At 38.8% G+C, this 22,332-nt stretch carries 16 protein-coding genes, 1 pseudogene and 1 riboswitch; of the genes and pseudogenes, 2 read left to right on the top strand and 15 right to left on the bottom strand.

The genetic code is table 11. The features are described from left to right. Positions 1 to 183: 183 nt before the first annotated feature. The 3 genes from NON16_RS24500 to NON16_RS24490 form a co-directional block, all read right to left on the bottom strand. Positions 184 to 1,404: a NupC/NupG family nucleoside CNT transporter gene (locus NON16_RS24500; RefSeq protein WP_257352135.1), complete on the bottom strand. Its 1,221-nt coding sequence runs from the start codon at positions 1,402 to 1,404 to the stop codon at positions 184 to 186. 218 nt (positions 1,405 to 1,622) lie between these two features. Then, positions 1,623 to 1,759: riboswitch (SAM riboswitch) on the bottom strand. Between the two features lie 566 nt (positions 1,760 to 2,325). Further along, positions 2,326 to 2,991 (bottom strand): sulfite oxidase-like oxidoreductase, encoded by a 666-nt coding sequence (locus NON16_RS24495; protein WP_257352134.1) that lies wholly within the window; start codon positions 2,989 to 2,991, stop codon positions 2,326 to 2,328. Between the two features lie 91 nt (positions 2,992 to 3,082). Continuing rightward, complete coding sequence (locus NON16_RS24490) at positions 3,083 to 3,979, bottom strand: LysR family transcriptional regulator (protein WP_257352132.1); 897 nt, start codon at positions 3,977 to 3,979, stop codon at positions 3,083 to 3,085. Positions 3,980 to 4,121: 142 nt separating this feature from the next. Here NON16_RS24490 and hutG point away from each other — a divergent pair, with 142 nt between their 5' ends. Together hutG and gltS are read left to right on the top strand one after the other, a co-directional pair. Further along, a complete protein-coding gene (hutG, locus tag NON16_RS24485; RefSeq protein WP_257352131.1) occupies positions 4,122 to 5,075 on the top strand; it encodes a formimidoylglutamase in 954 nt (317 codons plus the stop codon). Between the two features lie 102 nt (positions 5,076 to 5,177). Then, a complete protein-coding gene (gene gltS / locus NON16_RS24480; protein ID WP_257352129.1) occupies positions 5,178 to 6,377 on the top strand; it encodes a sodium/glutamate symporter in 1,200 nt (399 codons plus the stop codon). A gap of 329 nt (positions 6,378 to 6,706) precedes the next feature. Here the strand turns inward: gltS and NON16_RS24475 are convergent, their stop codons facing one another. From NON16_RS24475 to NON16_RS24420, 12 genes and pseudogenes are all read right to left on the bottom strand, one after another. After that, complete coding sequence (locus NON16_RS24475) at positions 6,707 to 7,942, bottom strand: MFS transporter (protein WP_257352128.1); 1,236 nt, start codon at positions 7,940 to 7,942, stop codon at positions 6,707 to 6,709. 280 nt (positions 7,943 to 8,222) lie between these two features. Then, on the bottom strand, positions 8,223 to 9,224 hold the full coding sequence (locus NON16_RS24470; protein ID WP_257352126.1) for a LacI family DNA-binding transcriptional regulator: 1,002 nt from the start codon (positions 9,222 to 9,224) through the stop codon (positions 8,223 to 8,225). Positions 9,225 to 9,629: 405 nt separating this feature from the next. Further along, positions 9,630 to 10,466, bottom strand: a complete 837-nt coding sequence (locus NON16_RS24465) for an SDR family oxidoreductase (RefSeq protein ID WP_257352125.1) — start codon at positions 10,464 to 10,466, stop codon at positions 9,630 to 9,632. Next, entirely contained in the window at positions 10,463 to 11,539 is a 1,077-nt protein-coding gene (gene uxuA / locus NON16_RS24460; protein ID WP_257352123.1) for a mannonate dehydratase, read from the bottom strand. Before uxuA ends, NON16_RS24465 begins: the two co-directional genes overlap by 4 nt. After that, positions 11,536 to 12,171 carry a bifunctional 2-keto-4-hydroxyglutarate aldolase/2-keto-3-deoxy-6-phosphogluconate aldolase gene (locus NON16_RS24455; RefSeq protein ID WP_257352122.1) on the bottom strand — a complete coding sequence of 212 codons (636 nt, stop codon included), beginning with the start codon at positions 12,169 to 12,171 and terminating at the stop codon, positions 11,536 to 11,538. The genes uxuA and NON16_RS24455 overlap by 4 nt, the downstream gene beginning before the upstream one ends. A gap of 17 nt (positions 12,172 to 12,188) precedes the next feature. Further along, the gene (locus tag NON16_RS24450; protein WP_257352121.1) at positions 12,189 to 13,208 is read right to left on the bottom strand and encodes a zinc-binding alcohol dehydrogenase family protein; all 1,020 of its coding nucleotides are present in this window, start codon (positions 13,206 to 13,208) and stop codon (positions 12,189 to 12,191) included. Positions 13,209 to 13,216: 8 nt separating this feature from the next. After that, a pseudogene (locus NON16_RS24445) lies at positions 13,217 to 13,417 on the bottom strand (Ldh family oxidoreductase); the annotation flags it as partial. Between the two features lie 65 nt (positions 13,418 to 13,482). Beyond that, positions 13,483 to 14,442, bottom strand: coding sequence for a sugar kinase (locus NON16_RS24440; RefSeq protein WP_257352119.1), 960 nt, complete (start codon positions 14,440 to 14,442; stop codon positions 13,483 to 13,485). 590 nt (positions 14,443 to 15,032) lie between these two features. Further along, the gene (locus NON16_RS24435; protein WP_257352118.1) at positions 15,033 to 17,558 is read right to left on the bottom strand and encodes an NEW3 domain-containing protein; all 2,526 of its coding nucleotides are present in this window, start codon (positions 17,556 to 17,558) and stop codon (positions 15,033 to 15,035) included. Between the two features lie 197 nt (positions 17,559 to 17,755). Next, the gene (gene argH, locus NON16_RS24430) at positions 17,756 to 19,162 is read right to left on the bottom strand and encodes an argininosuccinate lyase (RefSeq protein WP_257352116.1); all 1,407 of its coding nucleotides are present in this window, start codon (positions 19,160 to 19,162) and stop codon (positions 17,756 to 17,758) included. Positions 19,163 to 19,342: 180 nt separating this feature from the next. Continuing rightward, positions 19,343 to 21,028: an ABC transporter permease gene (locus NON16_RS24425; RefSeq protein ID WP_257352115.1), complete on the bottom strand. Its 1,686-nt coding sequence runs from the start codon at positions 21,026 to 21,028 to the stop codon at positions 19,343 to 19,345. Further along, complete coding sequence (locus NON16_RS24420; RefSeq protein ID WP_257352113.1) at positions 21,028 to 22,125, bottom strand: ABC transporter ATP-binding protein; 1,098 nt, start codon at positions 22,123 to 22,125, stop codon at positions 21,028 to 21,030. Before NON16_RS24420 ends, NON16_RS24425 begins: the two co-directional genes overlap by 1 nt. Positions 22,126 to 22,332 lie beyond the last annotated feature (207 nt).

Below are 22,332 nucleotides of genomic sequence, written 5' to 3'. Positions count from 1 at the left end.
CGGTTTGTTCTGTCAGTTGTAAGATTTTTTGATTTTGTTTATAATTCATGTATGTCCTCCTTGGTTTTAGTTAAGGGTCCGTTTTATCGCTGATTAGCTTTCCGGACACCTCGTATCATACCAAGGGGACTTTTTTTGTACAAACCTCATTTTGCTTTATTACAGGAATGCTTTCTTAACGTGTTAAAAAAACATACCAGCAATGGAAGCATTCAATAACGAGGCAAGCGCTCCGGCAATCACAGAACGAAACGCTAATTTTGAAATCATCTTTTTACGGTTCGGTGCTATGCCGCCGACTACCCCTATTAAAGATCCCATTGAAGAGAAGTTGGCAAAACCGCACAATGCGAAGCTGACAATGGCGATTGTTTTTTCCGATAACGTGTCCATATAATTCGAAAAGTCAATATAGGCAAGAAACTCTGTCAAAACGATTTTCTGACCAATGAAGGAACCGACTAGGCCAGCCTCCGACCAAGGTACACCAATCGCAAATGCTAACGGCGCCAATAAAAACCCAAAGATTTTTTCTAAAGAAAGCTCGAGGCCAAACCAACCACCAACATACCCTATAAATCCGTTAACCAAAGCGATCAATGCAACAAACGTAATTAATATGGCACCAACCCTTATTGCAAGTTTTACACCGTTGGTTGCTCCTTCAGCCGCAACATCGATTAAATTTTCATTCTCACTTTTATCAAACTCTATCTCTGTGTTGGAAGTCAGCGTTTCCGTTTCAGGGTGGAACAGTTTTGCCATAACCAATCCTGAAGGAGCAGCCATAAACATCGCTGCCAACAAATAGTCCATAGGGATTCCCAGTGATGCATATGCTGCTAACATTGTGCCTGCTACAGAGGCCAATCCGCCAGTCATCACGGCGAACAATTCTGAATTTGTCATCTTTGAAAGGAATGGGCGAATCACAAGAGGAGCTTCCGTATGTCCAACAAAAATATTTGCTGCCGCTGATGTAGACTCCTCTTTACTCGTGCCAAATAATTTTGCCATTCCACCTCCAAGATACTTAATTACGACTTGAATAATTCCCAGATAGTATAGGATAGAAATGAGGGAAGCAAAGAAAATGATCTGCGGCAACACATTAAAAGCAACAACAAAAGTAATGTTTGATTCTTCTGTATACAGCCCCCCGAACAAAAATTCAATTCCTTTTTCCCCATAACCTATAATGGCATTTGCAAAATCTGCAAAGATATTGAACACCTGTTTTCCTATTTCTGATTCCAAAACGATAAAAGCAAACAGGATCTGAATGACTAAACCGCCTACTATTGGGCGCAATTTGATCTTCTTCTTATTGTTGGAGAACAGAAAGCCGATCCCCAAAATAACGACCACACCTAAAAGTCCCCATAATACATTAAGTATATCCATGTCAAACTCCTAACCTCGTTTGTTTGTTTTATTGAGAAAAAATAGCTGATGAATAAAAATAGTCAATTCATGTGAAATTGCTTTGCTTTTCTATTTCAGATTTTCGTTTTGGTTATCCCGAAGTATGTAGCAATAACTTTATCCAACTGAATCATCCTCTCCCAAAAATTAAAAAAACTCTTCCAAATAGGAAGAGGTAAATAGTAATTTGATTCCTCCTCCTATCTTCCAGCTACACTGCGAGAATTAGCACCTTTCCTAGCACTCAATTAAACGACTTCGAGTCGACCTTATTGAATGCCAAGTGGTTGCCGGGTTTCATCGGGCTCGTCCCTCCACCTGCTCTTGATAGGATCAATCATATGAATTTATTGAATATTTAAATATCCTGGTAGAAATTATGACGAACAACGTCCGACTTGTCAACTACATAATTATACAAATTTCACCCCCTAGAGGCGATAAAAGCACAAAATAGGGTCTGATTCTTGCTTCACACCTGTAACAATCTCAGAAAGAACGGATCTGCCATCGTGTGGAGATCCGTTCTTTTTGTTGTACATTAGATTAGGAGTTTAAATTTTTTCATCGAGGGGGAAAGTGGACTCGGGACATTTTACTATTCGTGACCGATATAATTCAATCTGTGACCGAAATAACAGATTGCGTGGCCGAAATAATTCAATCCGCGACCGATATATTGGATTTCGCGGCCGAATTAATATTTAGGGCGGAAGTAAATGCATATTTATCCCGCAAAAAGGCATCTCAACTCAAACGTTATTTGAGTTTAACACCTAAATTGGTTGCATCGGATGAACTTTACATCGTTAAGTTGACGTTCCTTCGATTTATTCCAAATATTTTTATACTTTCCTAACGTGTATAAAAAAAAGCTGACCCAATGTTTGGATCAACCCGTTAATCGTATTCTTTTTTCTCCCACTCGTCTTCTGGTATCTCAAGATCTTCTCCAGAAAAACGCTGTTCCTTAAAAGGCTCTGCTTCGTTGTGGAAACCTCTTACCTCCCAGTAGCCATGACGGTCTTCTTTCATAAATTCAATCGCTCGAATCCATTTCACACTCTTCCAAAAATACAGTTGCGGGACAACCAGTCGGAGTGGCCAACCGTGCTTTGCAGTTAAATCCTCTCCACCATGCTTATGTGCCAGAATGATGCCGTCTCTTTGCAACTCGGATAACGGGATATTAGCATCATAATCATAATCTCCATAAATCATGACATGCTTTGCTTCAGGTTTTACATCTAAATAACTTAACAAATCCTGAAATAATACGCCTTCCCATTCATTATCCAATTTCGACCAACGTGTAACACAATGAATATCATTAACCACTTTGTTCTGAGGCATTTCCATTATATCTTCATGAGTAAAGATCTTTTCTTCATTAACCTCTCCAAATACCTTTAAAGACCACTGTTCTAACTCGTATTTGGGTACTTCCCCTTCATGCAAAATCGGAAAACGTTCCGTCACGATTTGACCTGGTGGAACACGGTCCACTAAAGCAGGGTCAACAGGTACAACTTTTGACTTTTTAATTTGCTTAATTTTCTTATGCACGGGTCATTCACCCTCCATTATATCTTGTTTACCCTATCCTTGTAGAATATCACAGATTTGATTCACACTGATAAATATAATTATTTTTCCCTCAATGATCAGGCTTATCATCAAAAAAATCTTTAACTAACGCTATAAAACTAAGCACTAATGGTGGCAAATATCTATTTTTATCATACGCTAAATATACCGTTCGTGAGATATTCGAATCATGTATTTGTTTAATATGAAAGGCTGATTTCTTTGAGTACTTTACATAGTTTTCTGGTACTACAGTAATTCCTAAACCGTCTTCTACCAAACTGCAAGCTGTTTCAAATCTCTCAAGCTCAAATTGAACATTAGGCTTAATTCCTGATTTCCGAAAAGCGTTTAAAATATCCTCACGAGTTTGAAATCCTTCTTTACAAACAATAAAAGCCTCTCCTTCCAAATCATTTATGTTTATGTAGCTTTTATTTTTTAAAGGATGCATAGGTGGAAGCAGAGCAACCAATTTTTCGTCATAAATCGGTATCGTTTCTATTTCTTTATTATCAATATATTGATTTGTTATGGCAAGATGGGTATCAAAGTTATTTAAAGCCCGTTCCACCTCTTGGAGTCCTAAAACTTCCAATAATCTAATACGTACATCTTTATATTCCTGTTTAAAATTTGCAAGAATTTTAGGGACCCAAAATTTTGAGGATTCTATTAGCCCTATTGAAAGTTCTGACGGTCCTTGTTGTTTTAACCTTTTCATTTCACCAACAACATGCTCATAATGATTGATTAATTTCTTCGCCTCAAGATATAAAACCTTTCCTTCCTTCGTGATACGTGATTCCCGTGTACTCCTATCTATTAAAATTAACCCAAGTTCCTTTTCTAAGTTTTTAATTGAAGTGCTCAATGATGGTTGGGAGATATGCAAGATCGATGCAGCAGTAGTGAATGTGGATTGTTCAACAACAGTTATAAAATATCGTAAATGACGGAATTCCATTTTTTAATCTCCTATTTATAGTCTAAAACTATATAAACATAAAATATATGTATTAGCAATTATATATCATCTTATATTACAATAATATTAAAGCGATTAATTTTCAGAATTTATAAATTATATAACAGTTGAGGTGTTCATAATGTATAAATTACCAGATAAACGTTTTTGGAGTGGAAGAGTTGACAGTGAAGATGATGTAAACAGTTACCGTTTTCACCAAGTTGTTAAATTAAGTGATATCGATAAATTCACGGAAAATGAAAGCGTTTTTAGTATTATTGGCTTTGAATGTGATGAAGGAGTAAGACGGAACAAAGGTAGATTAGGTGCTGCTTCAGCTCCAAATGAGATTAGGAAGTTTTTATCAAAACTCCCTTATAACATTAGTGGAAAAGAAACAGTGGACGTAGGAAATGTTGTTTGTAAAAATAGAGAGTTAGAAATTGCGCAAAAGGAGCTTGGCTTTCATATTAACAAGCTACTTAATAAGGCCAGTACACCAATTATTCTTGGAGGTGGCCATGAAACATTATACGGACATTATTTAGGGATAAGGGAATTTATAGGACAGGAAGCATCCTTAGGTATTATTAATATTGATGCACATTTCGACATGAGAGATGATGAAATCCCCTCATCTGGAACAATGTTTAGTCAGATCCTTGAAAACGATGCTAAAGCTGGATATTTATGTTTAGGTGTGCAGGAGTTTGGCAACACGAAAGCCTTATTTGAGAAAGCAGATAAATATGGTTGTAAATATATTCTAGAAGAAAATATATCCTCTGATAAATATAAGGAGACATTCCAAGTTATTGATGAATATTCCAACAGGTATGACTATATTATGTTGACGTTATGTACAGATTCTATAACTTCTTCCGCTGCTCCTGGAGTCAGTGCTCCGTCACCGTTTGGATTAGAACAAAAAGTAGTGAGAAATTTATTACGCTACATCGTTTCAAAAGATAATATTCTGAGCTTTGATATCTCAGAGGTCAATCCTCTAGTAGATGAAAATAATAAAACGACAAGGTTGGCAGCGTATTTAATAGCAGAAGTTATGAAAGACTTTAGGGGAAAACAAAGTTAAAGAAAACTTGGCAAAGCCAGCCATTGGCGCCGGCTGAGCCTTAGTTGCACTTATACTATAGAAAGTATTTTTATACTTAACGTGTAAAAAAGGAGGTATAATATGACTTTAGAAATCAATCAACTAACTACCATATTTTTAGCAGTAGCCGTGTTCATGGTCGGTACCTATTTAAATAAAAGAATACGAATTTTAGATCGCTTTTGCATACCAGCTCCAGTTGTTGGCGGACTTTTATTTGCAATTATAGCTACAATATTAAAAGGTTTGAACATACTAAATATAAGCCTAGACACTTCTTTACAAGGACTATTTATGTTGACATTTTTTACAACGGTTGGACTTGGGGCGAGCTTTAGGTTAATTAAGTTAGGTGGAAAATTACTTGTAATATACTGGATTTCATGTGGGTTTCTAGCACTTGTTCAAAGTGCAATTGGGATTTCCTTTGCAAAGATATTAAACTTAGATCCATTGATAGGTGTAATGGTAGGTGCAACTTCTATGGAAGGTGGACATGGTGCTGCTACAGCATTTGGAACTACAATAGAGAAAATGGGAGTAGACTCTGCATTATCCATTGGTTTAGCTGCTGCTACTGTCGGGCTCGTGGCAGGTGGCCTTATCGGAGGACCAATTGTAAAATATCTAATTAATAAATATAACTTAAAACCAACTGAAACGGACACGGATGATCATACACCTGATGTAGGTGATCAAGTTACCACTTCTTCTTTGAATTCTAAAACTTTCATGATTCAAGTATTTATAATTACCTTATGTATGGCCTTAGGTTCCTATTTAGGGGATTTATTCACCAATCTTACAGGATTTGCATTACCGAGTTATGTCAGTGCTATGTTTGTAGCTGTAATAGCAAGAAATATTATCGATCGATTTGATAGGAAAGTAATACAAATGAAAAGCATTAGTATTATTGGCGATATAACCTTAGGAATATTTTTATCTATGGCACTAATGAGTATTAAATTATGGGAAGTTGCAAATCTAGCCCTTCCTCTATTCATTATTATCTTGGTACAAGTAGTATTTATCGCTTTATTTGGGATTTTTGTTCTGTTCAGAATGCTTGGTAAAAATTATGATGCAGCTGTAATGGTAGGTGGATTTACTGGCCATGGACTTGGGGCAACACCTAATGCTATCGCTAACATGGATGCAATAGTGAATAAATTTGGTCCATCTAGAAAAGCGTTTTTAATTGTACCGATAGTTGGAGCATTTTTAATCGATGTATTTGCAATGCCAATTATTATTACGAGTATAAATATGTTTAGTTAAACATCAATAAAGAAAGCAAGCATATTAAAGATTAACCAAAAAAGGGCTGTTAACACAGCTCTTTTTTGGTTGATCAAGAGATTATATTATTTGTTAGTTCACTATTTACTAAGCATTTCATGTAAATGATGGCATAAAGCACTTACAAGGCCAGTTAACTTATTCAAATCCTTACCCCAAAAAGGCTTATTACTTAGGATTTTCTCAACCAATTGTCGAAGTGAAATTTCTTTTGCTTAATACTTAACGTGTGAAAAAAGCTAGAGGCACAAGAATTATTGTGCTACTCTAGCTTTTCCATACCCCATTTATTTAGATGCAGCAATTTGTTAAGCAGATTTTATAATCGGTCGTATAAAGAAGATAGCTGCAAGCGATGCAAATACAGCTAATCCACCTGCTAGTAAGAAAGCTGCTGTGTATGTTCCTGTTGTATCCACAATATAACCTGTTAATGTTGGACCGATAATCCCAGCTGTATTAGCCAAAAAGTGCATGAATCCACCAACTGATCCAACATTATTTTGGTCTACAACATCATTAATAATGGCCCAGTAAATAGCACCTGTCAGATATAAGAAGAACACAGAAAGTGCAACCAGTGTAACCGCACTGACTGTTGTTGTTACTACACCAGCTAGGCCGATACAAACAGCTGATGTAAACAAACATACTACAAGTACAAGTTTACGTGAGAACAAAACACCTTTTTTGGCGAATTTTTTAAAGATGAAGTCCGAAACAAATCCTCCTATAGCAAGACCGATAAACCCTAAGACCCACGGTATCACTGTGATGATACTCATGTCTTCTACACTTAGGCCGCGTGCATCTACCAAATAGCTTGGAAACCATGTTAGGAAGAAGAATAAAATATAGTTATAAGCAAAGAAAGCAAATGCTGTAAATAGTACTGTTTTTTGTTTTAAATAAAAGGTTAATTTAAACTTTCCTTCTGTTGCTACATTTGATTTTTCCACTTTAACTTTTTCAGATGATGCTGCTGGTTTTTCTTTAACAAATTTCCACCAACAAAGAGCCCAAATAATACCGATTACCATGATCGCAATAAATGAAGCTTCCCATCCATATGCGATTGCAATAAAACCAACAATTGGTCCTGAAATGGCACCACCAAGTGGCGTACCACTATTCGTTAAACCGATGACAGATGCACGTTGATTCGGTGGAAACCAGTTATTCACCATTTTACTTATCGTTGCCGAGAGTGGTCCTTCACCCATCCCAAATAAAATACGAATGACAATCATACTAACAAACCCAACAGCAAGTACAAGTGCACCACTGAATAATGACCAAACGATCATAGCAACGAATAGCGTCAGCTTTGCACCATATTTATCGGATGCCATCCCTCCAAGAAAGTTGAATATAGCATATCCGACAGAAAAACTACTAAAAATTATTCCCATCTCAGTTGCTGTTAATGATAAATCATCTTGAATGAACGGAGCTGCAATGGATAGTGCAGAACGGTCTAAATAGTTTATTACACCTGCTAAGAACAAGAAAAAGATCACTATTCCTCTACCTTGTGAAAACATAAATAACCCTCCATAGATTGTAAAATATGTGTATGAGTTCTATCGGAAAACGCTTTCATTCTATATAGAAAACTTGACAAAACCAAGCCTTTGGCGCGGGCTGAGCCTTAGTTGCGCTTATACTATAGAAAGTATTTTTATACTTTCTTAACGTGTTAAAAAAAACCAATTTTAAACTTTCCTCATTTTTAAGATGGACCCAATATATGAACCTTTCTACTAAGGTAAATCGTTTTAGTAAATTGCAAGAAAAAAAGCGATTGGCTTTTCTTCTTGCAATTTAGCCAGAGCTCCTTGGAAGCAAGGTTGGTTTAAAGCGATGCACGCTTGTGTCTATTTCTCCAGCCTTATTGATTTGACTGAGTAATAATTCTGCTGCTCGATTTGCCATCTCTATCGTTGGCTGTTTGACAGTTGTTATTGTTGGTGTATAGAAATTCGCAAATGGGACTTCATCGATTCCTATAATCGCAGCATCCTCTGGAATTTTTAAATCATATTTTTTCATATATCGCAAAACCTCATTTAGCACGATATCATTTCCAGCTAATATTGCATCAGGCGGTTTTTTTAAATCAAACAATTCCGAAAGTTCTGCTGAAATTTTTTTTAAATCGGCGGTTTTAATATAATCTGTTTTGATTTGTATCCCATAAGACTCGAGTGTATCTTTGTAACCTCGAATCCGTTCAACACGGGGACTAATACTTCGAATGATGGAAGTGGTAACGATTGCAATATTCTTATAACCTTTTTCGACAAAATGATCAATAGCCAATTGAGCTGCAAGTTGGTTATCAAGCATTACTGTTGCGATATCAAGGTCTTTGATTGTCCGGTCCATGAACACAATGGGAAACCGGTCACGTTTCATCCGTTTGTATAAATCAAGATTACCTCCCGTAGGAAAGATGATGATTCCATCTACTTGTTTTGCCCGTAGCATTTCTATATATTTCTTTTCCTTCTTGGGTTCGTCATCTGCATTACAAACAATTATATGAAAACCTTGTTGATAAAAGTAGTTTTCTATTGCACGGATGATTTGTGTTGAAAACGTGTGAAGAATATTGGCAACCACTACTCCAACAGTAAAAGTAGATTTCTGTTTTAAGCTACGTGCTATAATATTAGGCTCGTAGTTCAATTCTTTAATCGTTTCTTCAATTTTTTTACGTGTTTTTTCACTCATGTACTCATATCGCTTGTTCAGGTATTGGGATACCGTGCTTTTCGATATATTAGCATGTTTGGCGACATCAGCAATTGTAATATTTTTCATATCATTCATTCCTGTCTTGAGTAGTGAATCCGATGTATGATCGTACCATTGCAAAACAACGGGTAGCATACACCTAAGGAATATTCTATTCTATTAGGTATTGCTTTACAATTACTGTTTATAAGAGGTTGTTCAAAAAGTCCGGTAAAAATAGCTGTCGAATTTCTTCGTTGTTCGATTTCTCCGGTCCTCACGTATTAATAGCATACGTTCTGGTCCTCGAGATTTTCACGCCTCGAACTTCTCGGCTCTTTTTGTCCTCCTTTTTGAACACGCACTTATAAGTAATCTTGTTTTGCTATTTAACCATCAAACTGTTTCTCTTTACTAGAATGAATATTCTTTTCAGTACGGATATTGCACCGCTGATGATTAAAGTCCCCAAGAATATTTTAACCTTTCACCTTATACTCCTGAATAGGCCATGAAACCACCATCAACTGGTACCGTAATACCTGTAACAAAACCCGAATAGGATTCATCAGCGAGCCAAAGCATCGTCCCTAGTAGATCTTCAGGTTGTCCAAAGCGCTTCATCGGTGTTGCGGTAATGATTTTATTGGATCGTGCCGTAAGACTACCATCTTCATTTAGCAACAAGTCTCGATTTTGCTTCGTTAAAAAGAATCCTGGTGCAATGGCATTTACACGCAAACCCGCTTCAGCAAAATGAACTGCCATCCACATTGTAAAATTATTAATCGAGGCTTTAGCGGCACTGTAAGCTGGTACTTTAGTCATTGGTGCATATGAACTCATAGAAGAAACATTCAATATAGCAGGTGCTTCTGCTTGTAATAATGTTTTCCCGAAAACCTGGCTAGCCAAAAATGTACCTGTAAAGTTACTGGAAAAAACTTGGGAAAATCCATTTTCATCTAAATCGAAAAATGAATTTCCTTCTACCCCTTCCCCATATTTCTCCGGGGCTGTAATCGCATCGGGGTGATTACCTCCAGCTCCATTAATTAATAGGTCCACGCGTCCAAACGTTTCAATAATTTTCTCTCTTGCATTCATTAAGGAGCTTCTATCCAAAACGTCTGCTGCAATAGAAATGGCTGTTCCGCCTGATCGGCTAATGGTATCAGCCACTTGTTGCCCTTTTTCAGCCGTTCTGTTCAAAATTGCTATTTTAACCCCATGGCGGGCTAATTCTCTCGCCATTTTAGAACACAACACACCACTGCCACCCGTGATTACTGCAACTCTACCTGTTAAATTTTCGTGAATTGGGATCATTTCTCATCACCTGCTTTACATGTTTTATACGCATCCCACAATCCAAGTAAATACATAATTCCTAAAGCTCGGTCATACAATCCGTAACCTGGCCGACAAACCTCTCCCCAAATGTGACGACCATGGTCCGGTCTTACATAGCCAGTATAATTTTGCTTATTTAATTCTTCCACAACACCCTGCACATTAATGGAACCATCTTGTGTATAATGAGAGGTTTCCACAAAGTCACCGTTTTCAGAAATTTTCACATTACGGATATGGGAGAAAGGCGCACGGTAAGCATACTTCTTAGCTACATGAACCATATCATTTTCAGGATTCGCGCCCATTGAACCTGTACACATCGTAAACGCATTCGATGGTGAATCCGAAATGGCGATTAGTTTTTCGTAACTTGCTTCTCCAGTGATTATACGCGGCAAGTCGAAAATAGACCAAGGTGGATCATCCGGATGGATAGCCATTTTAACATCGCATTCCTCTGCTACAGGTAATATTTCCTTAAGGAAAACTTCCAAATTGGCCCATAGTTGTTCTTCATCTACTTTTTTATAGGCTTCAAATAATTCAGAAATGTGCTCCATCTTTTCTGGTTCCCAACCAGGCAACGTTAGGTCTGAAGATGTTGCTACCGTATTAATCAGCTCCTGAGGATCTAAATTATCAACTTTTCCTTTTTCGTAAAATAAAGCAGTTGAGCCATCTTCCAAAGGATGAAACATTTCAGTACGGGTCCAATCAAATATCGGCATAAAATTATAACAAATCACTTTTACCCCAGCTTCTGCAAGGTTCCGGATCGTCTCTTTGTAGTTCTGTATATACATCATACGATCTTCATTACCCAATTTAATTGATTCATGAACATTTACACTTTCAACAACATCTGTGTGAAAACCGAATGATTGGATATACTCGATTTCTTCTTTAATTTCTTCCTTTTCCCATACCTCACCGACTGGCTTTTGGTGCAATGCCCAGACAATTCCCTCAACTCCAGGGATTTGTTTGACCTGCTCCAATGCAACGGTATCATTGTCTCTCCCATACCATCTAAAGGTAATATTCATGACACACCTCCATTATTCTTCACTTTCTGCATATATTTTCGACTTAATTCAACTACAGCTTCATAACCACCGTTTTTGTAAGCTTTATTCAAGTCACTTCCAATTCCAATTGCCACCGCACCCGCATTCAGCCATTCCTTCATGTTGTCCAAATTAATTCCACCTGTTGGCATGATCCGGACATTGGGGAGCGGACCGTTTACGGACTTGATGAACGAGGGATCGAAATGGTTTGCCGGAAATAATTTCAGCACATCACACCCTGTTTCAAGAGCCATGGCCATTTCTCGAATTGTCATGCATCCTGGCATATATGGAATACCGTATCGATTACAAAGTGTAGCAACACTTTCGACAAAATAAGGACTCACAATAAATTTAGCACCAGCTAGAATGGCATGACGTGCTGTTTCTGAATCCAATACAGACCCTGCTCCTAAGAGTGCATCCGTATTTTGCAACTCTTTAAAAGCATTTTCAATTTCTGGTGTGGTATAAGTCAATTCGATTGACCGAATACCACCTTCCACAGCTGCTCTAGAGAGTTGTGCGGCTTCCTTCCCATTTTGTCCGCGAATAACAGCTACAACCTTCGTCTCCATTAATTGGTGAATAATCGAATGTTTATCCATTAATTGCACCTCCTTCCTTAGTCAAATACGATGATCGCTTTCCGAACCTGTTCTGGGTGACTTTCAACGAAATTAAATGCCTCTTGGACGTCATCAAGGGAAAATGTATGTGTAATTAACCCATTATGATGAAGCTTTCCTTCATTCAGCAATGTAACTACTTTTGGAAACTGGTTCGTTTGCAATCTAGACCCTTTTACAGTCACTTCCTTTTTAGTGATCGGGAGCTGGGAGACAGCTGCAGTCTGTTCATCAAAACCAAGCACGACAATCCGACCTGCAACAGAGACTACATCAAAAGACATTTCAAAAGTCATCGGTAAACATACGGCATCAATGACTACGTTCGCACCTTCGCCATTTGTCCATTCATGTACACGTTGGCGAACATCTTCTCTACCAGCTTGAACCGTGACATCAGCTCCATTTTCTTTAGCAAAAGCCAAGCGCTCCTCACTTAAATCTGTGATCATAACGGATGCACCTTGAAGCTTGGCCATCTTTAATATACAAACCCCAATAGGTCCTGCCCCTTGTATAAGCACGGAGTCTCCTTGCTCTACTTCACCTCTCCAAACGGCTTGTGCCCCAATTGTATAGGGTTCCGCTAATACTATTTCTTCCCAAGCTAAAGCTGAACCTACAACATGAACCTGCTTTTCGGGAAGCACAAACCATTCCCTCATCCCGCCATCTTCATGTACACCAAAAACAGACAGAGATTCGCACACATTTTGGCGACCTTTACGGCAGGCATAACACTCTCCGCAATAACTGATGGGTTCAACAACAACATGATCCCCCACTTGGACCCCAGTAACATCCGGACCTATTTCCACAACTTCTCCTGCTACTTCATGCCCAACAACCCGCGGCAACGTGGCAAGAGGATTTGTTCCATGGTATATATGCATATCTGATCCGCAAATCCCGACTCTTTTTACTTTTACAAGAACATCTGTAGAGTTTGAAATCTGAGGTTTTTCTACTTCTTGAACAACAAGTTCATGTGCTTTTCGTACTTGAACCGCTTTCATTTCTCCACCTACTTTTTTAAGAATTCATACACATTTGACGCAATCGTGATACCTTGTTCTAGGTTTTCTTTCTTCATGCAGTTGCTCGATCTCACCCGGTACATATACGCGATCATACCCTTGAGCTGGCGGAACCTGGTGAAGCTCTTCCATCATCCGATCCATCTGCTCCAAGACAGATCTGTATCTATGAAAAAGGAAGGATTAATCAGTATCTAATAATAGATTAATAGATCGATTAATTGACTGGTGATAGACATTTTTTATCACCATCCTATCTTTCAATAACAGTTTTATTCTGTATAAAAGACGATACTTCTTCCAAATACGGCAAGCCTTCGTTATCCCCTGAAACGGTGGTGACAATAGCTCCAACACCGTTAGCAAATTTTAATCTTTCTTCTAAAGATAAACCGTGTAAATATCCGTAAATGTATCCAGCATCAAACCCATCTCCCGATCCAACAGTGTCTACTGCCCTAACTGGGAAAGCTTCTTTTTCATACCAAACACCACTATGATATACCTTTGAGCCGTTTGCCCCATCCTTGATTACAAGCTGATCAATCTTGTAGCGATTTGCCAAGTCTACTAATGCTTCTTCAGATTCAGTTCCGATAATCGATCGTATTTCATCAAGACCCGTCAGTAATATGTCGACATATGGGAAAAGTTCTAAATAAACAGATCTCGCTTCCTCTATTGTCCATAGCTTCAAGCGGATATTCGGATCAAATGAAACCGGTATATCCTTTTGTTGGGCGATTTCAATAACGCGTTTAATGATTTCAACATTTTTAACAGGGTCTATAGCCAAAAACACTCCAGTGATATGGATTAGATGAATTTGGTCAAACATCTTCTCCGTAATATCATTTGGCTGTAGAGTTAAAATAGGTGACTGATGCCGATAATAAAAAGTCTTTCCGGAACCGTCTTCTCGAATTTCCTTGAAATTCAAAGATGTAGAGTAACCTTCCACAAATGCGACATCATCCATATCTAGCCCTTCCCCACGGGCAAAGTTATAAATAAAACGTCCAAACTCATCCTTGCCTATACGGCTCATCCACTTTGACCTCAATCCAAGCCGTGAACAGCCAATCGCAAAGTTGAATTCAGCCCCTCCAACTTTACGTTCAAAATTAGGGACAAATCTTAAGGGTCCCGTTGCTGATGGGTTTAAGGTAATCATAGCGTCACCTAATGTAAAAACGCCAAAATTCGACGACATTACAGTTCCTCCTTTTTTCAATCCTTCACAATTGTTAAATTAATATACTTTGTTCATTTGCCAAACCATATGAACTAAATCGGTTTATCATTAAAAAATAATCAACTAAACCGGTTTTGTAAATCGATTTATGAATTAGTATAAATGAAAGCCTTTCCAAAATCAATAAAAATCAGAAAATTAATTAAGAAAAGCGTAAACGCCCGTTCAGGTATGACAAGCGCTGGAGATTCTGTAGCACAACACGCTTTTTGTGTTTGTGGAAGAATCGAAGCGACCTCGAATACCTGGGCGTTGGAGCTGGACATTACATCTATGCAGCAAAATTTTATACTTTCTTAACGTGTAAAGAATCACAAATAACAGATAACTTTACTAAAAGTATAATTCCCCTTAACCTTCGAGAAAAAGTACTAAATGACTGATCTAATGTCTTAGTGGGATACGTAATCAGATAAGTTAAGTTAATTTACACTAAGAGACAGTAAGGAGACCAAAGACCGGTTCCCTACTGTCTCTATGTTATTGCAAATTCTTTTCGAAAAACAACGTGCAACAATTAAGCACGTTGTTCTATCGTCCTACTTAACCTATTCAGCCATTGGATAGCTGATCAAGTTTGAAAAGATACGATATCCTCCTGGGACTTGATTTTGAATTTGTCGATACCAAACAAGATTTGTATAGACGTAGCTTCCTTCACCATACTCTGTAAACAGGATACCTCCGTCGAATGTGTCTCCATCAAGGTCGGTCATATTTATGAGAGTTTCGTAGCGGTTATCCCATTCCATTGGATAGTATAGACCTCTCTCTTGTACCCAGTCTTCCCAATCCTTTTCGGTAATGTCATTCGGGTAGTTCAATAAAGTGTGTTCTGGTTGTAAGACCGTATACTTTGAATTCTCATCAGTAACTCGCCACTCAATAGATGGCTGACCAATCGTTAACGGATAAGGAGCTGTTGTTTCCGGATTCCAATTATCCCATGGCTTATTGTATTGAACGACGAGGTGCCCTCCATTCTCCGCATACTGCAATAAACGTTCATTATTACTCAATAAGTCTTCTCGAGATAAGTAGGCTCTGATTCCAGTTACGATCGTGTCATACTTTGATAAGTCACCATTGACCAATTCATCCGTTGTGATTTTCGTAACATCCATTCCCACATTAATTAATCGATCGGCAACCTGGTCAAACCCTGACTCGATATAGCCAATTTTTAAATCGTCAGGGTAGTTCAAATCAAACGCAACCCCTTCAATTACAGCTTCCGTCAAGTAATAGAATGTTCCGATATGGTCGTAGGAAATTTCCTGTACGGTCGTATTCACTTGTTTACCATCTACAATGGCAACCGGTTGGATTTTGAATTCTTCTTTTGCAATAGATTGAGGTGGTTTCACACTGAACGTAACCTTTTTATGGTTTTCATTTTCCATAAATTCAACCGTTTGACTTTCAACTGGTTCCCATCCTTCTGGTAGCTCTAAGGAAACATCGGTTGTTACTGCCTTATTCGTATAGTTCGTGACAGTTACTTCCACAGTGGATTCTTCTAGCTCTTTCGCTGTGTTAACGATCAACCCTACTGGATCTGCTTTTAACCCAACCTCAGGAAGAACAGCGATTGTCTCTTCAGGATCATAATCCAACTGAACCTCTTGCCTGCCAACTGTATACGTTACCGCGGTTGATAAGACGCTTTCATCATATGGCTGATAGTAAGGAGCATCCTCTGGAACCGTAATCTCTAATTCTACCGTTTTTTCTTCACCTGGAGCTAGTGATTTCGACTTAGCTTCTCCTTCAACCTTCCAACCCTCCGGAAGATCCAACTGCACTCCTACACCCTTCAGCTTTCCGGAACCATTATTTTTTAATGTAACTTCCACCCTTGAAGTAATACCCTGGGTAAGGATTGGGGAATCAACTGCAGTCGTTACCTCTAATTGTGAGGCTACTTTACTTACATTATTTAATTGGTTTTCTTTCACGTTTAAACGATGTAATAGGTCGTCCTTGTCTACATTTTTGAAATTAAATCGTTCAACCCGTTTTTTTGTTTTTTCAAGCTCGCGTAATGCATCATGACTTTCTTTTAAAACAGCTGCATGGCTTGGATACGCGTCAATGACTTCTTCTAAATCTTTTTGAAGCGCTTCTAAATTATGCTTAATTCTGTTATCACCCTTCGTTAAATCATCTGCATAATCAGCAAAATCATAATTCAACCCTTCAAAAATTGTTTCTTCATGTTCAGGGATATCTCCAACTGCAGATTTGACGAGTTCTAGGTTAACAATTTCGGATCCCGGCTCCACTTCATTACCCATTCCTTGGCTTTTATGGAGGTAACGAGATTCTTCTCCAATCTGAGGGTAGGTTTGATCATAAACCTGGTCATATCCTCCCACTTCAATTCCTACTGTAGCAGTTTCTTCAGATTCAGCAGGTAAATATAACTTTTTGACTTGCCACGTATCGAGTCCTTCTTCTTCAATTTGCTCAGGAAAAACAGACGGATCCGCTGCATCTTCAATTGCTCGCTGTGATAAAATGGCGATTGCTCTGTGATGTCCGTGCTGGGATTCTACATTTCGGAAAGATGGCATGACAATGTCTGGTTTATAGGTTCGAATCAGTCGGATGAATCGCTCATACGTTTCCTCTTCTCCCCATTTTTGAAGCGTTTCTTCAGGAGACTTAGAAAAGCCAAAATCATAAATTTCGTCGCTCGTTGTTTGACTTAAATGGAAAACCTTCACTCCTGTTACCTTTGATGCCTCTATCAGTTCACGTGAACGGATAATTCCAAGAGCATTTCCAAGTTCTCCGCCAATTTCGTTTTGTCCGCCTTCGCCTCTGTTCGCAATTAAGCTAGCGGTTTGTACGCCTAGCCCCCGTGATAAGTATGCTAAAAGGTGGCTTCGTTCATCATCTGGATGTGCTCCTGTATTCAGAAAACTTGTAATCGTATCAAGCGGTTTAACTGCACTCCAAAGCTCTTCGTTGTGTTCTTCCTGTAGGTCTTTTCCGCTGGAGACAGCAGGTGTTAACAGAGTAAGTACCATCAATAAGCTTAAGGCAACGATCCATTTTCTTTGGAACATTCATATTTCCCCTCTCAAAAAGTGGTTTTTCGGAAAGACATACAACGTTTCCGGAACAAATCACCTTGAACAGTATGGTTTTTGTTAGATAACCATCCTTTCCCACCTCCTAAAAACTTACTGTGTTGCATTTCTTCCATAAGGTGTAAAAAGAACGGTTCCGCTCTCATGCCAATCCCGTTCTACCTGTTAAGAAATCACCATTGTGACTTTCTTCTATTGATCATTTCTTTTACAACGGTAGGACATGTGCCTCCCGTAACCTTACGCATTTCTATAAAGTTTCTCGGACAGATGATTGCATTCCAGTCCTCTTCTGTAATCCTCACATCAGGAAGCCATTCATTCACAGTTTCAAGAGTGAGTTCATAGAGCTCCTTGTTCAATTGATCCGCATTCTTAGCAATATTACTGGCAGAATGATGAGCTTTTCGAAACGAAATCTGATAATTACGTGCTAAGACATCGGCAAGCTCTGTGATCGTTATCATATTTTCTCGTGCTTGTTGATAAGCTCGATCTGCATTAAAAGACATTGTCGTTACAACCGCTCTCATTAATCTCAACACACGCAAACTTTTCTTAAATCCGTTATACAAGTGTGGTTGTAAATCGTCCTCTGTATCAACAATATCTCCGTATGGGGTGTTATGAATCATTTGAATGACTGTGAGTCCTTCACCTACTGCACTACTGGCAAGTGCACGGCAATGTTCAACCGAAACTGGATTACGTTTTTGTGGCATGATGCTACTAATTTGAACGTAAGCATCCGATACTTTTAACAAACCAACTTCTTTAGAAGCTAATCTTAAAAGCTCCTGAATCCAACGCCCCATATTCGTCATTAAGCTGATAATTGCTTGACTAGCTTCAATCAAATAATCCCCTGTTCCAATCGCATCATAGGAATTCTCCACAATTCCATCGAACTGGAGAAGTTCAGCCACTCGTTCCCGGTTAATGTTGAATCCTGTTGTCGTAATTGCTACAGCACCCATTGGAGACTGATTCACAGTATTGTAAGCTCGATTTAACCGACTATAATCACGGTACAAGTTATCCGATATTGCCACAAGATAATGTCCAAAGGTTGTCGGTTGTGCGGGCTGCGTATGGGTATGTGCAGGCATAATCGTTTCAATATGATCTTCTGCCTGATTAATAAGCGCTTTACCGAGTTGCTTTACTTCATCCATCACGCCTCTCAGGTAGTCACGGATCACAATTCGATACATCGTTTCACCCATATCATTTCTGCTTTTTGCAATATGCATCTTTCCTGCTAGTTCATCGCCAATTACTTGTCCAATCTTAGACTCAACTAAGAAAAACAAATCCTCATACTGAGTTGAATAATTTAACGTCGTCCGTTCCATTTTTGAAATTTGCGCAATCCCATCTAGAATCGTTTTCGCTTCTTCTTTCGAGATAAGTTGTTGTTCTTCAAGCATGATCGTATGCGCGTTATGCACCATCATCATTGCCTCAAATAAGTTTTCACGCTGATCCTGAAACAACGGCATCAACAAATCATTTGTAAAGGTCTTTCCTGGAAAACACGTCCCATCATTCTCTTCATACGCTTCTTTAAACGTTTTCATACTGTTCGCCTCCCTTTTAAGTTTGTGTTGAGCATTTAACTTTGTGTTCAAACAGGAGGATAAAAAGAGCCGAGAAGTTCGAGGCACGATAGTCTCGAGGACCGGAACGTATACATTTAATACGTGAGGACCGGAGAGACCGAGTAACGAAGAAATTCGACAGCTATTTTTACCGGACCTTTACAACGTATTTTCAGACTTAACTCCCAAAAACTTATACGAAATAAATAAAACGATCGCGATTAATCCAACCTGTATCATTCCATATGCAGCTGCTTGACCAAGATTGAACATTCTTAATTGGTTCATAATCTCAATCGAAATCGGACGGTTGCCAAGTGTATATAATAATACAGAAGTCGGGAACTCCCCCACAGCCTGAACAAATGCAAGTAAGGTTCCGCTTAAAACACCTGGCATGATAATGGGAAGAACTACTTTTCTAAACGTGTAAAGCCACTTCGCACCTAAGTTTTGTGCGGCTTCTTCAATCGAATCATCTAATTGTTCTAACACAGCTGATGTCGACCTTACAACAAGTGGTATAAACCGAATGAAGTAGGCTAACGGTAAAATCCAAAATGTCCCTACTAAAATTTGTCCGAATGAAAACGGTGTAGGCTTATTAAAGGCAAGAATTAGATTCATTCCGACAACAGTTGCAGGTAAAGCCCACGGAATCATCACAAGAATATCGAGCAAATTTTTCCCGAAGAATTTTCTTTTTACGAGCGCATAGGAGGTTATTATTCCAAACAGAAAACATCCTAATGAGGCAACGAAAGCCATAATCAAGCTGTTCCGGACTGGCTCCCAAATTTCGGTATCTTTAAATAGTAAAATATAATTCTCTAAGTTGAATGTGGTCGGATAGATTTGCCATGTCCAAGTTCCCTCAGGTACGAGCGATAAAATCAATAGCGTTGCGTGTGGCAATAACAAAATAATCATCGCAAGAATTCCGAGAAACACCATCGACCATTTTAAGATAGGATTGCTTACTTCACTTCGATGAGCGCCAATTCCCTTACTCGCCATTCGATAGTCACGGCGATTTTGGAACCATCTCATAAACAATAAGAATGCAATCGAAACGGCAGATAGAATGACAGATTGCGTTGCGGCCATTTCTAAATTTCCATTAATCTTGGAAAAATAGATTTGTAGACTCAACACACGATATCCACCTGCTAAAAGGAAAGGTGCACTAAATGAAGCCATTGAAACCATAAATACAAGTAAAGAAGCTGCAACTAAAGCTGGGGTCAACAATGGAAAGGTAACCTTCCAAAAGACCGACCACCGGTTGGATCCTAGGTTGTAGGCTGCATCTTCTAGGGATGGATCAATATTGTTTATTGCCGATGAGCAGGTCATGTAAAAATAGGGATACATGGTATAAGCGTGTACTAAAAGGATTCCTGATACGCCTCCAATACTGAAAGGTACCTCCGAAAGATTGAAGAGATCCTTTATCGTATTAGGAACGAGTCCAGCTTCTCCATATAGAAACATAAAGGCCATTACACCAACCAAAGAAGGAAGAACAATCGGCATAATAGCAGCACCCGAAAAGAACTTTCGCCCAGGAAAGTCATACCGGTTAAAAATGAATGCTAGCGGCACGCCAATCAATGCACTAAAGAACACAGACAGTAAAGAAATATAAACGGAATTCCAAAGTGCTTGGAGGTTTGAAGATGCATCCGTTCCAAAGAAATCTACGTAGTTTTGTATTGTGGCAGCGTTTTCTCGTTGAAAACTCTCTATCGTCGTCTCAATCGATGGGTATACAACGTACCCTACCAAAATCAAGATAATCGGGATTAATAATAATACTGTTCTTCGTCTTTCAGCATTTAGCATTACGATCTCTCCCTTAAAGTCGGAACTACTCTGATCTTATCAGGAGGTAATTGCATCACGACATCGGCACCCTCCTTTAAATATGTAAAGGAACCCTCGTTAAGAGTCGTAACTTTTAATTGATTTCCTCCCGACAACTCGATTACCGTATGGACAGCAGCTCCGGTAAATTGGACAATTTTCACTTTGCCTCTTAAAACATTCGATCCTTCAATGTTTTCATTACTAACCTTGACTGCCTCAGGTCTTATTGAGATTTTCAAATCAACGTCCTCTCGATCATCCAGAACGGCTGGTTGTGCAACGTCAATTGCTACTCCCAGCTCACCACATTGATATCGAGCATTATTATTAACTGTCTCTTCTAGTTCCACGTGGAATAAGTTCGTTTCACCAATGAATTCCGCTACAAAATCGTTTATCGGATGATTATAAATTTCAGTTGGTGTGCCGACCTGCTGACATTCCCCAAAGTTAAATACAGCAATTCGGTCACTCATCGACAACGCTTCGACTTGATCGTGTGTAACATAAATCGTTGTAATCCCATATTCCCTCTGCAACCGTAATATTTCAGTCCGCATTTCATCTCGTAATCTAGCATCTAGGTTACTAAGTGGTTCATCCAGCAATAGAATATCTGGCTCGATAACTAGAGCTCTAGCTAAAGCGACACGTTGCTGTTGTCCACCACTTAATTGACTGACTTGGCGATCAATATACGGTTCTAATCGCACTTTTTGTAAAACGTCTTTCACTTTTTTCATGATCGTAGATTTGTCCAACTTACGAACCTTTAATCCAAAAGCTACATTCTCCGAAACCGTCATATGAGGAAATAGGGCATAGTTTTGAAAAACCATACCCGTATTTCGTTTTTCAGGTGGTACTGTAGTCATATCCTTGTCATTAAATTTCACTTTGCCTTCTGTCGGATAATAAAATCCAGCAATCATCCTAAGAGTTGTTGTCTTACCGCAACCACTGGGACCGAGGAATGTAAAGAACTCTCCTTCTTTAATTTGCAGATCAAGTTCCTTAACAGCTGTAACGTTACCGAATTTTTTTGTGATCGTAGATAAGTTCACTGATGACATTAACCATAACCCCCTTTTTAAATGATGTTCAGAAAAGCGCAAGCGCCCTGCTTAGCCACGAAGGTCACTGGAAGACCGACGAGGAGGCTCGGTCCAAACAAGTTCGGCCCTGCGTGGGAATACACAGGATGCAAATCAGTGTGTTGCCGCCGCAGGAGGACTGAAGTGATCCAAGTGGCTGGGCGCTGGAGCTAGACATCACTTCTA

It is taken from the genome of Pseudalkalibacillus decolorationis (assembly GCF_024609785.1).
Classification (GTDB): domain Bacteria; phylum Bacillota; class Bacilli; order Bacillales; family Fictibacillaceae; genus Pseudalkalibacillus; species Pseudalkalibacillus decolorationis.
This window is presented reverse-complemented; position numbering and strand designations above follow the sequence as displayed.

Coding starts and splice junctions, on each gene's coding strand:
- NON16_RS24500 (WP_257352135.1), bottom strand. CDS start 1,404: ATGGATATACTTAATGTATTATGGGGACTTTTAGGTGTGGTCGTTATT.
- NON16_RS24490 (WP_257352132.1), bottom strand. CDS start 3,979: ATGGAATTCCGTCATTTACGATATTTTATAACTGTTGTTGAACAATCC.
- hutG (WP_257352131.1), top strand. CDS start 4,122: ATGTATAAATTACCAGATAAACGTTTTTGGAGTGGAAGAGTTGACAGT.
- gltS (WP_257352129.1), top strand. CDS start 5,178: ATGACTTTAGAAATCAATCAACTAACTACCATATTTTTAGCAGTAGCC.
- NON16_RS24475 (WP_257352128.1), bottom strand. CDS start 7,942: ATGTTTTCACAAGGTAGAGGAATAGTGATCTTTTTCTTGTTCTTAGCA.
- NON16_RS24470 (WP_257352126.1), bottom strand. CDS start 9,224: ATGAAAAATATTACAATTGCTGATGTCGCCAAACATGCTAATATATCG.
- NON16_RS24465 (WP_257352125.1), bottom strand. CDS start 10,466: ATGATCCCAATTCACGAAAATTTAACAGGTAGAGTTGCAGTAATCACG.
- uxuA (WP_257352123.1), bottom strand. CDS start 11,539: ATGAATATTACCTTTAGATGGTATGGGAGAGACAATGATACCGTTGCA.
- NON16_RS24455 (WP_257352122.1), bottom strand. CDS start 12,171: ATGGATAAACATTCGATTATTCACCAATTAATGGAGACGAAGGTTGTA.
- NON16_RS24450 (WP_257352121.1), bottom strand. CDS start 13,208: ATGAAAGCGGTTCAAGTACGAAAAGCACATGAACTTGTTGTTCAAGAA.
- NON16_RS24440 (WP_257352119.1), bottom strand. CDS start 14,442: ATGTCGTCGAATTTTGGCGTTTTTACATTAGGTGACGCTATGATTACC.
- NON16_RS24435 (WP_257352118.1), bottom strand. CDS start 17,558: ATGTTCCAAAGAAAATGGATCGTTGCCTTAAGCTTATTGATGGTACTT.
- argH (WP_257352116.1), bottom strand. CDS start 19,162: ATGAAAACGTTTAAAGAAGCGTATGAAGAGAATGATGGGACGTGTTTT.
- NON16_RS24425 (WP_257352115.1), bottom strand. CDS start 21,028: ATGCTAAATGCTGAAAGACGAAGAACAGTATTATTATTAATCCCGATT.
- NON16_RS24420 (WP_257352113.1), bottom strand. CDS start 22,125: ATGTCATCAGTGAACTTATCTACGATCACAAAAAAATTCGGTAACGTT.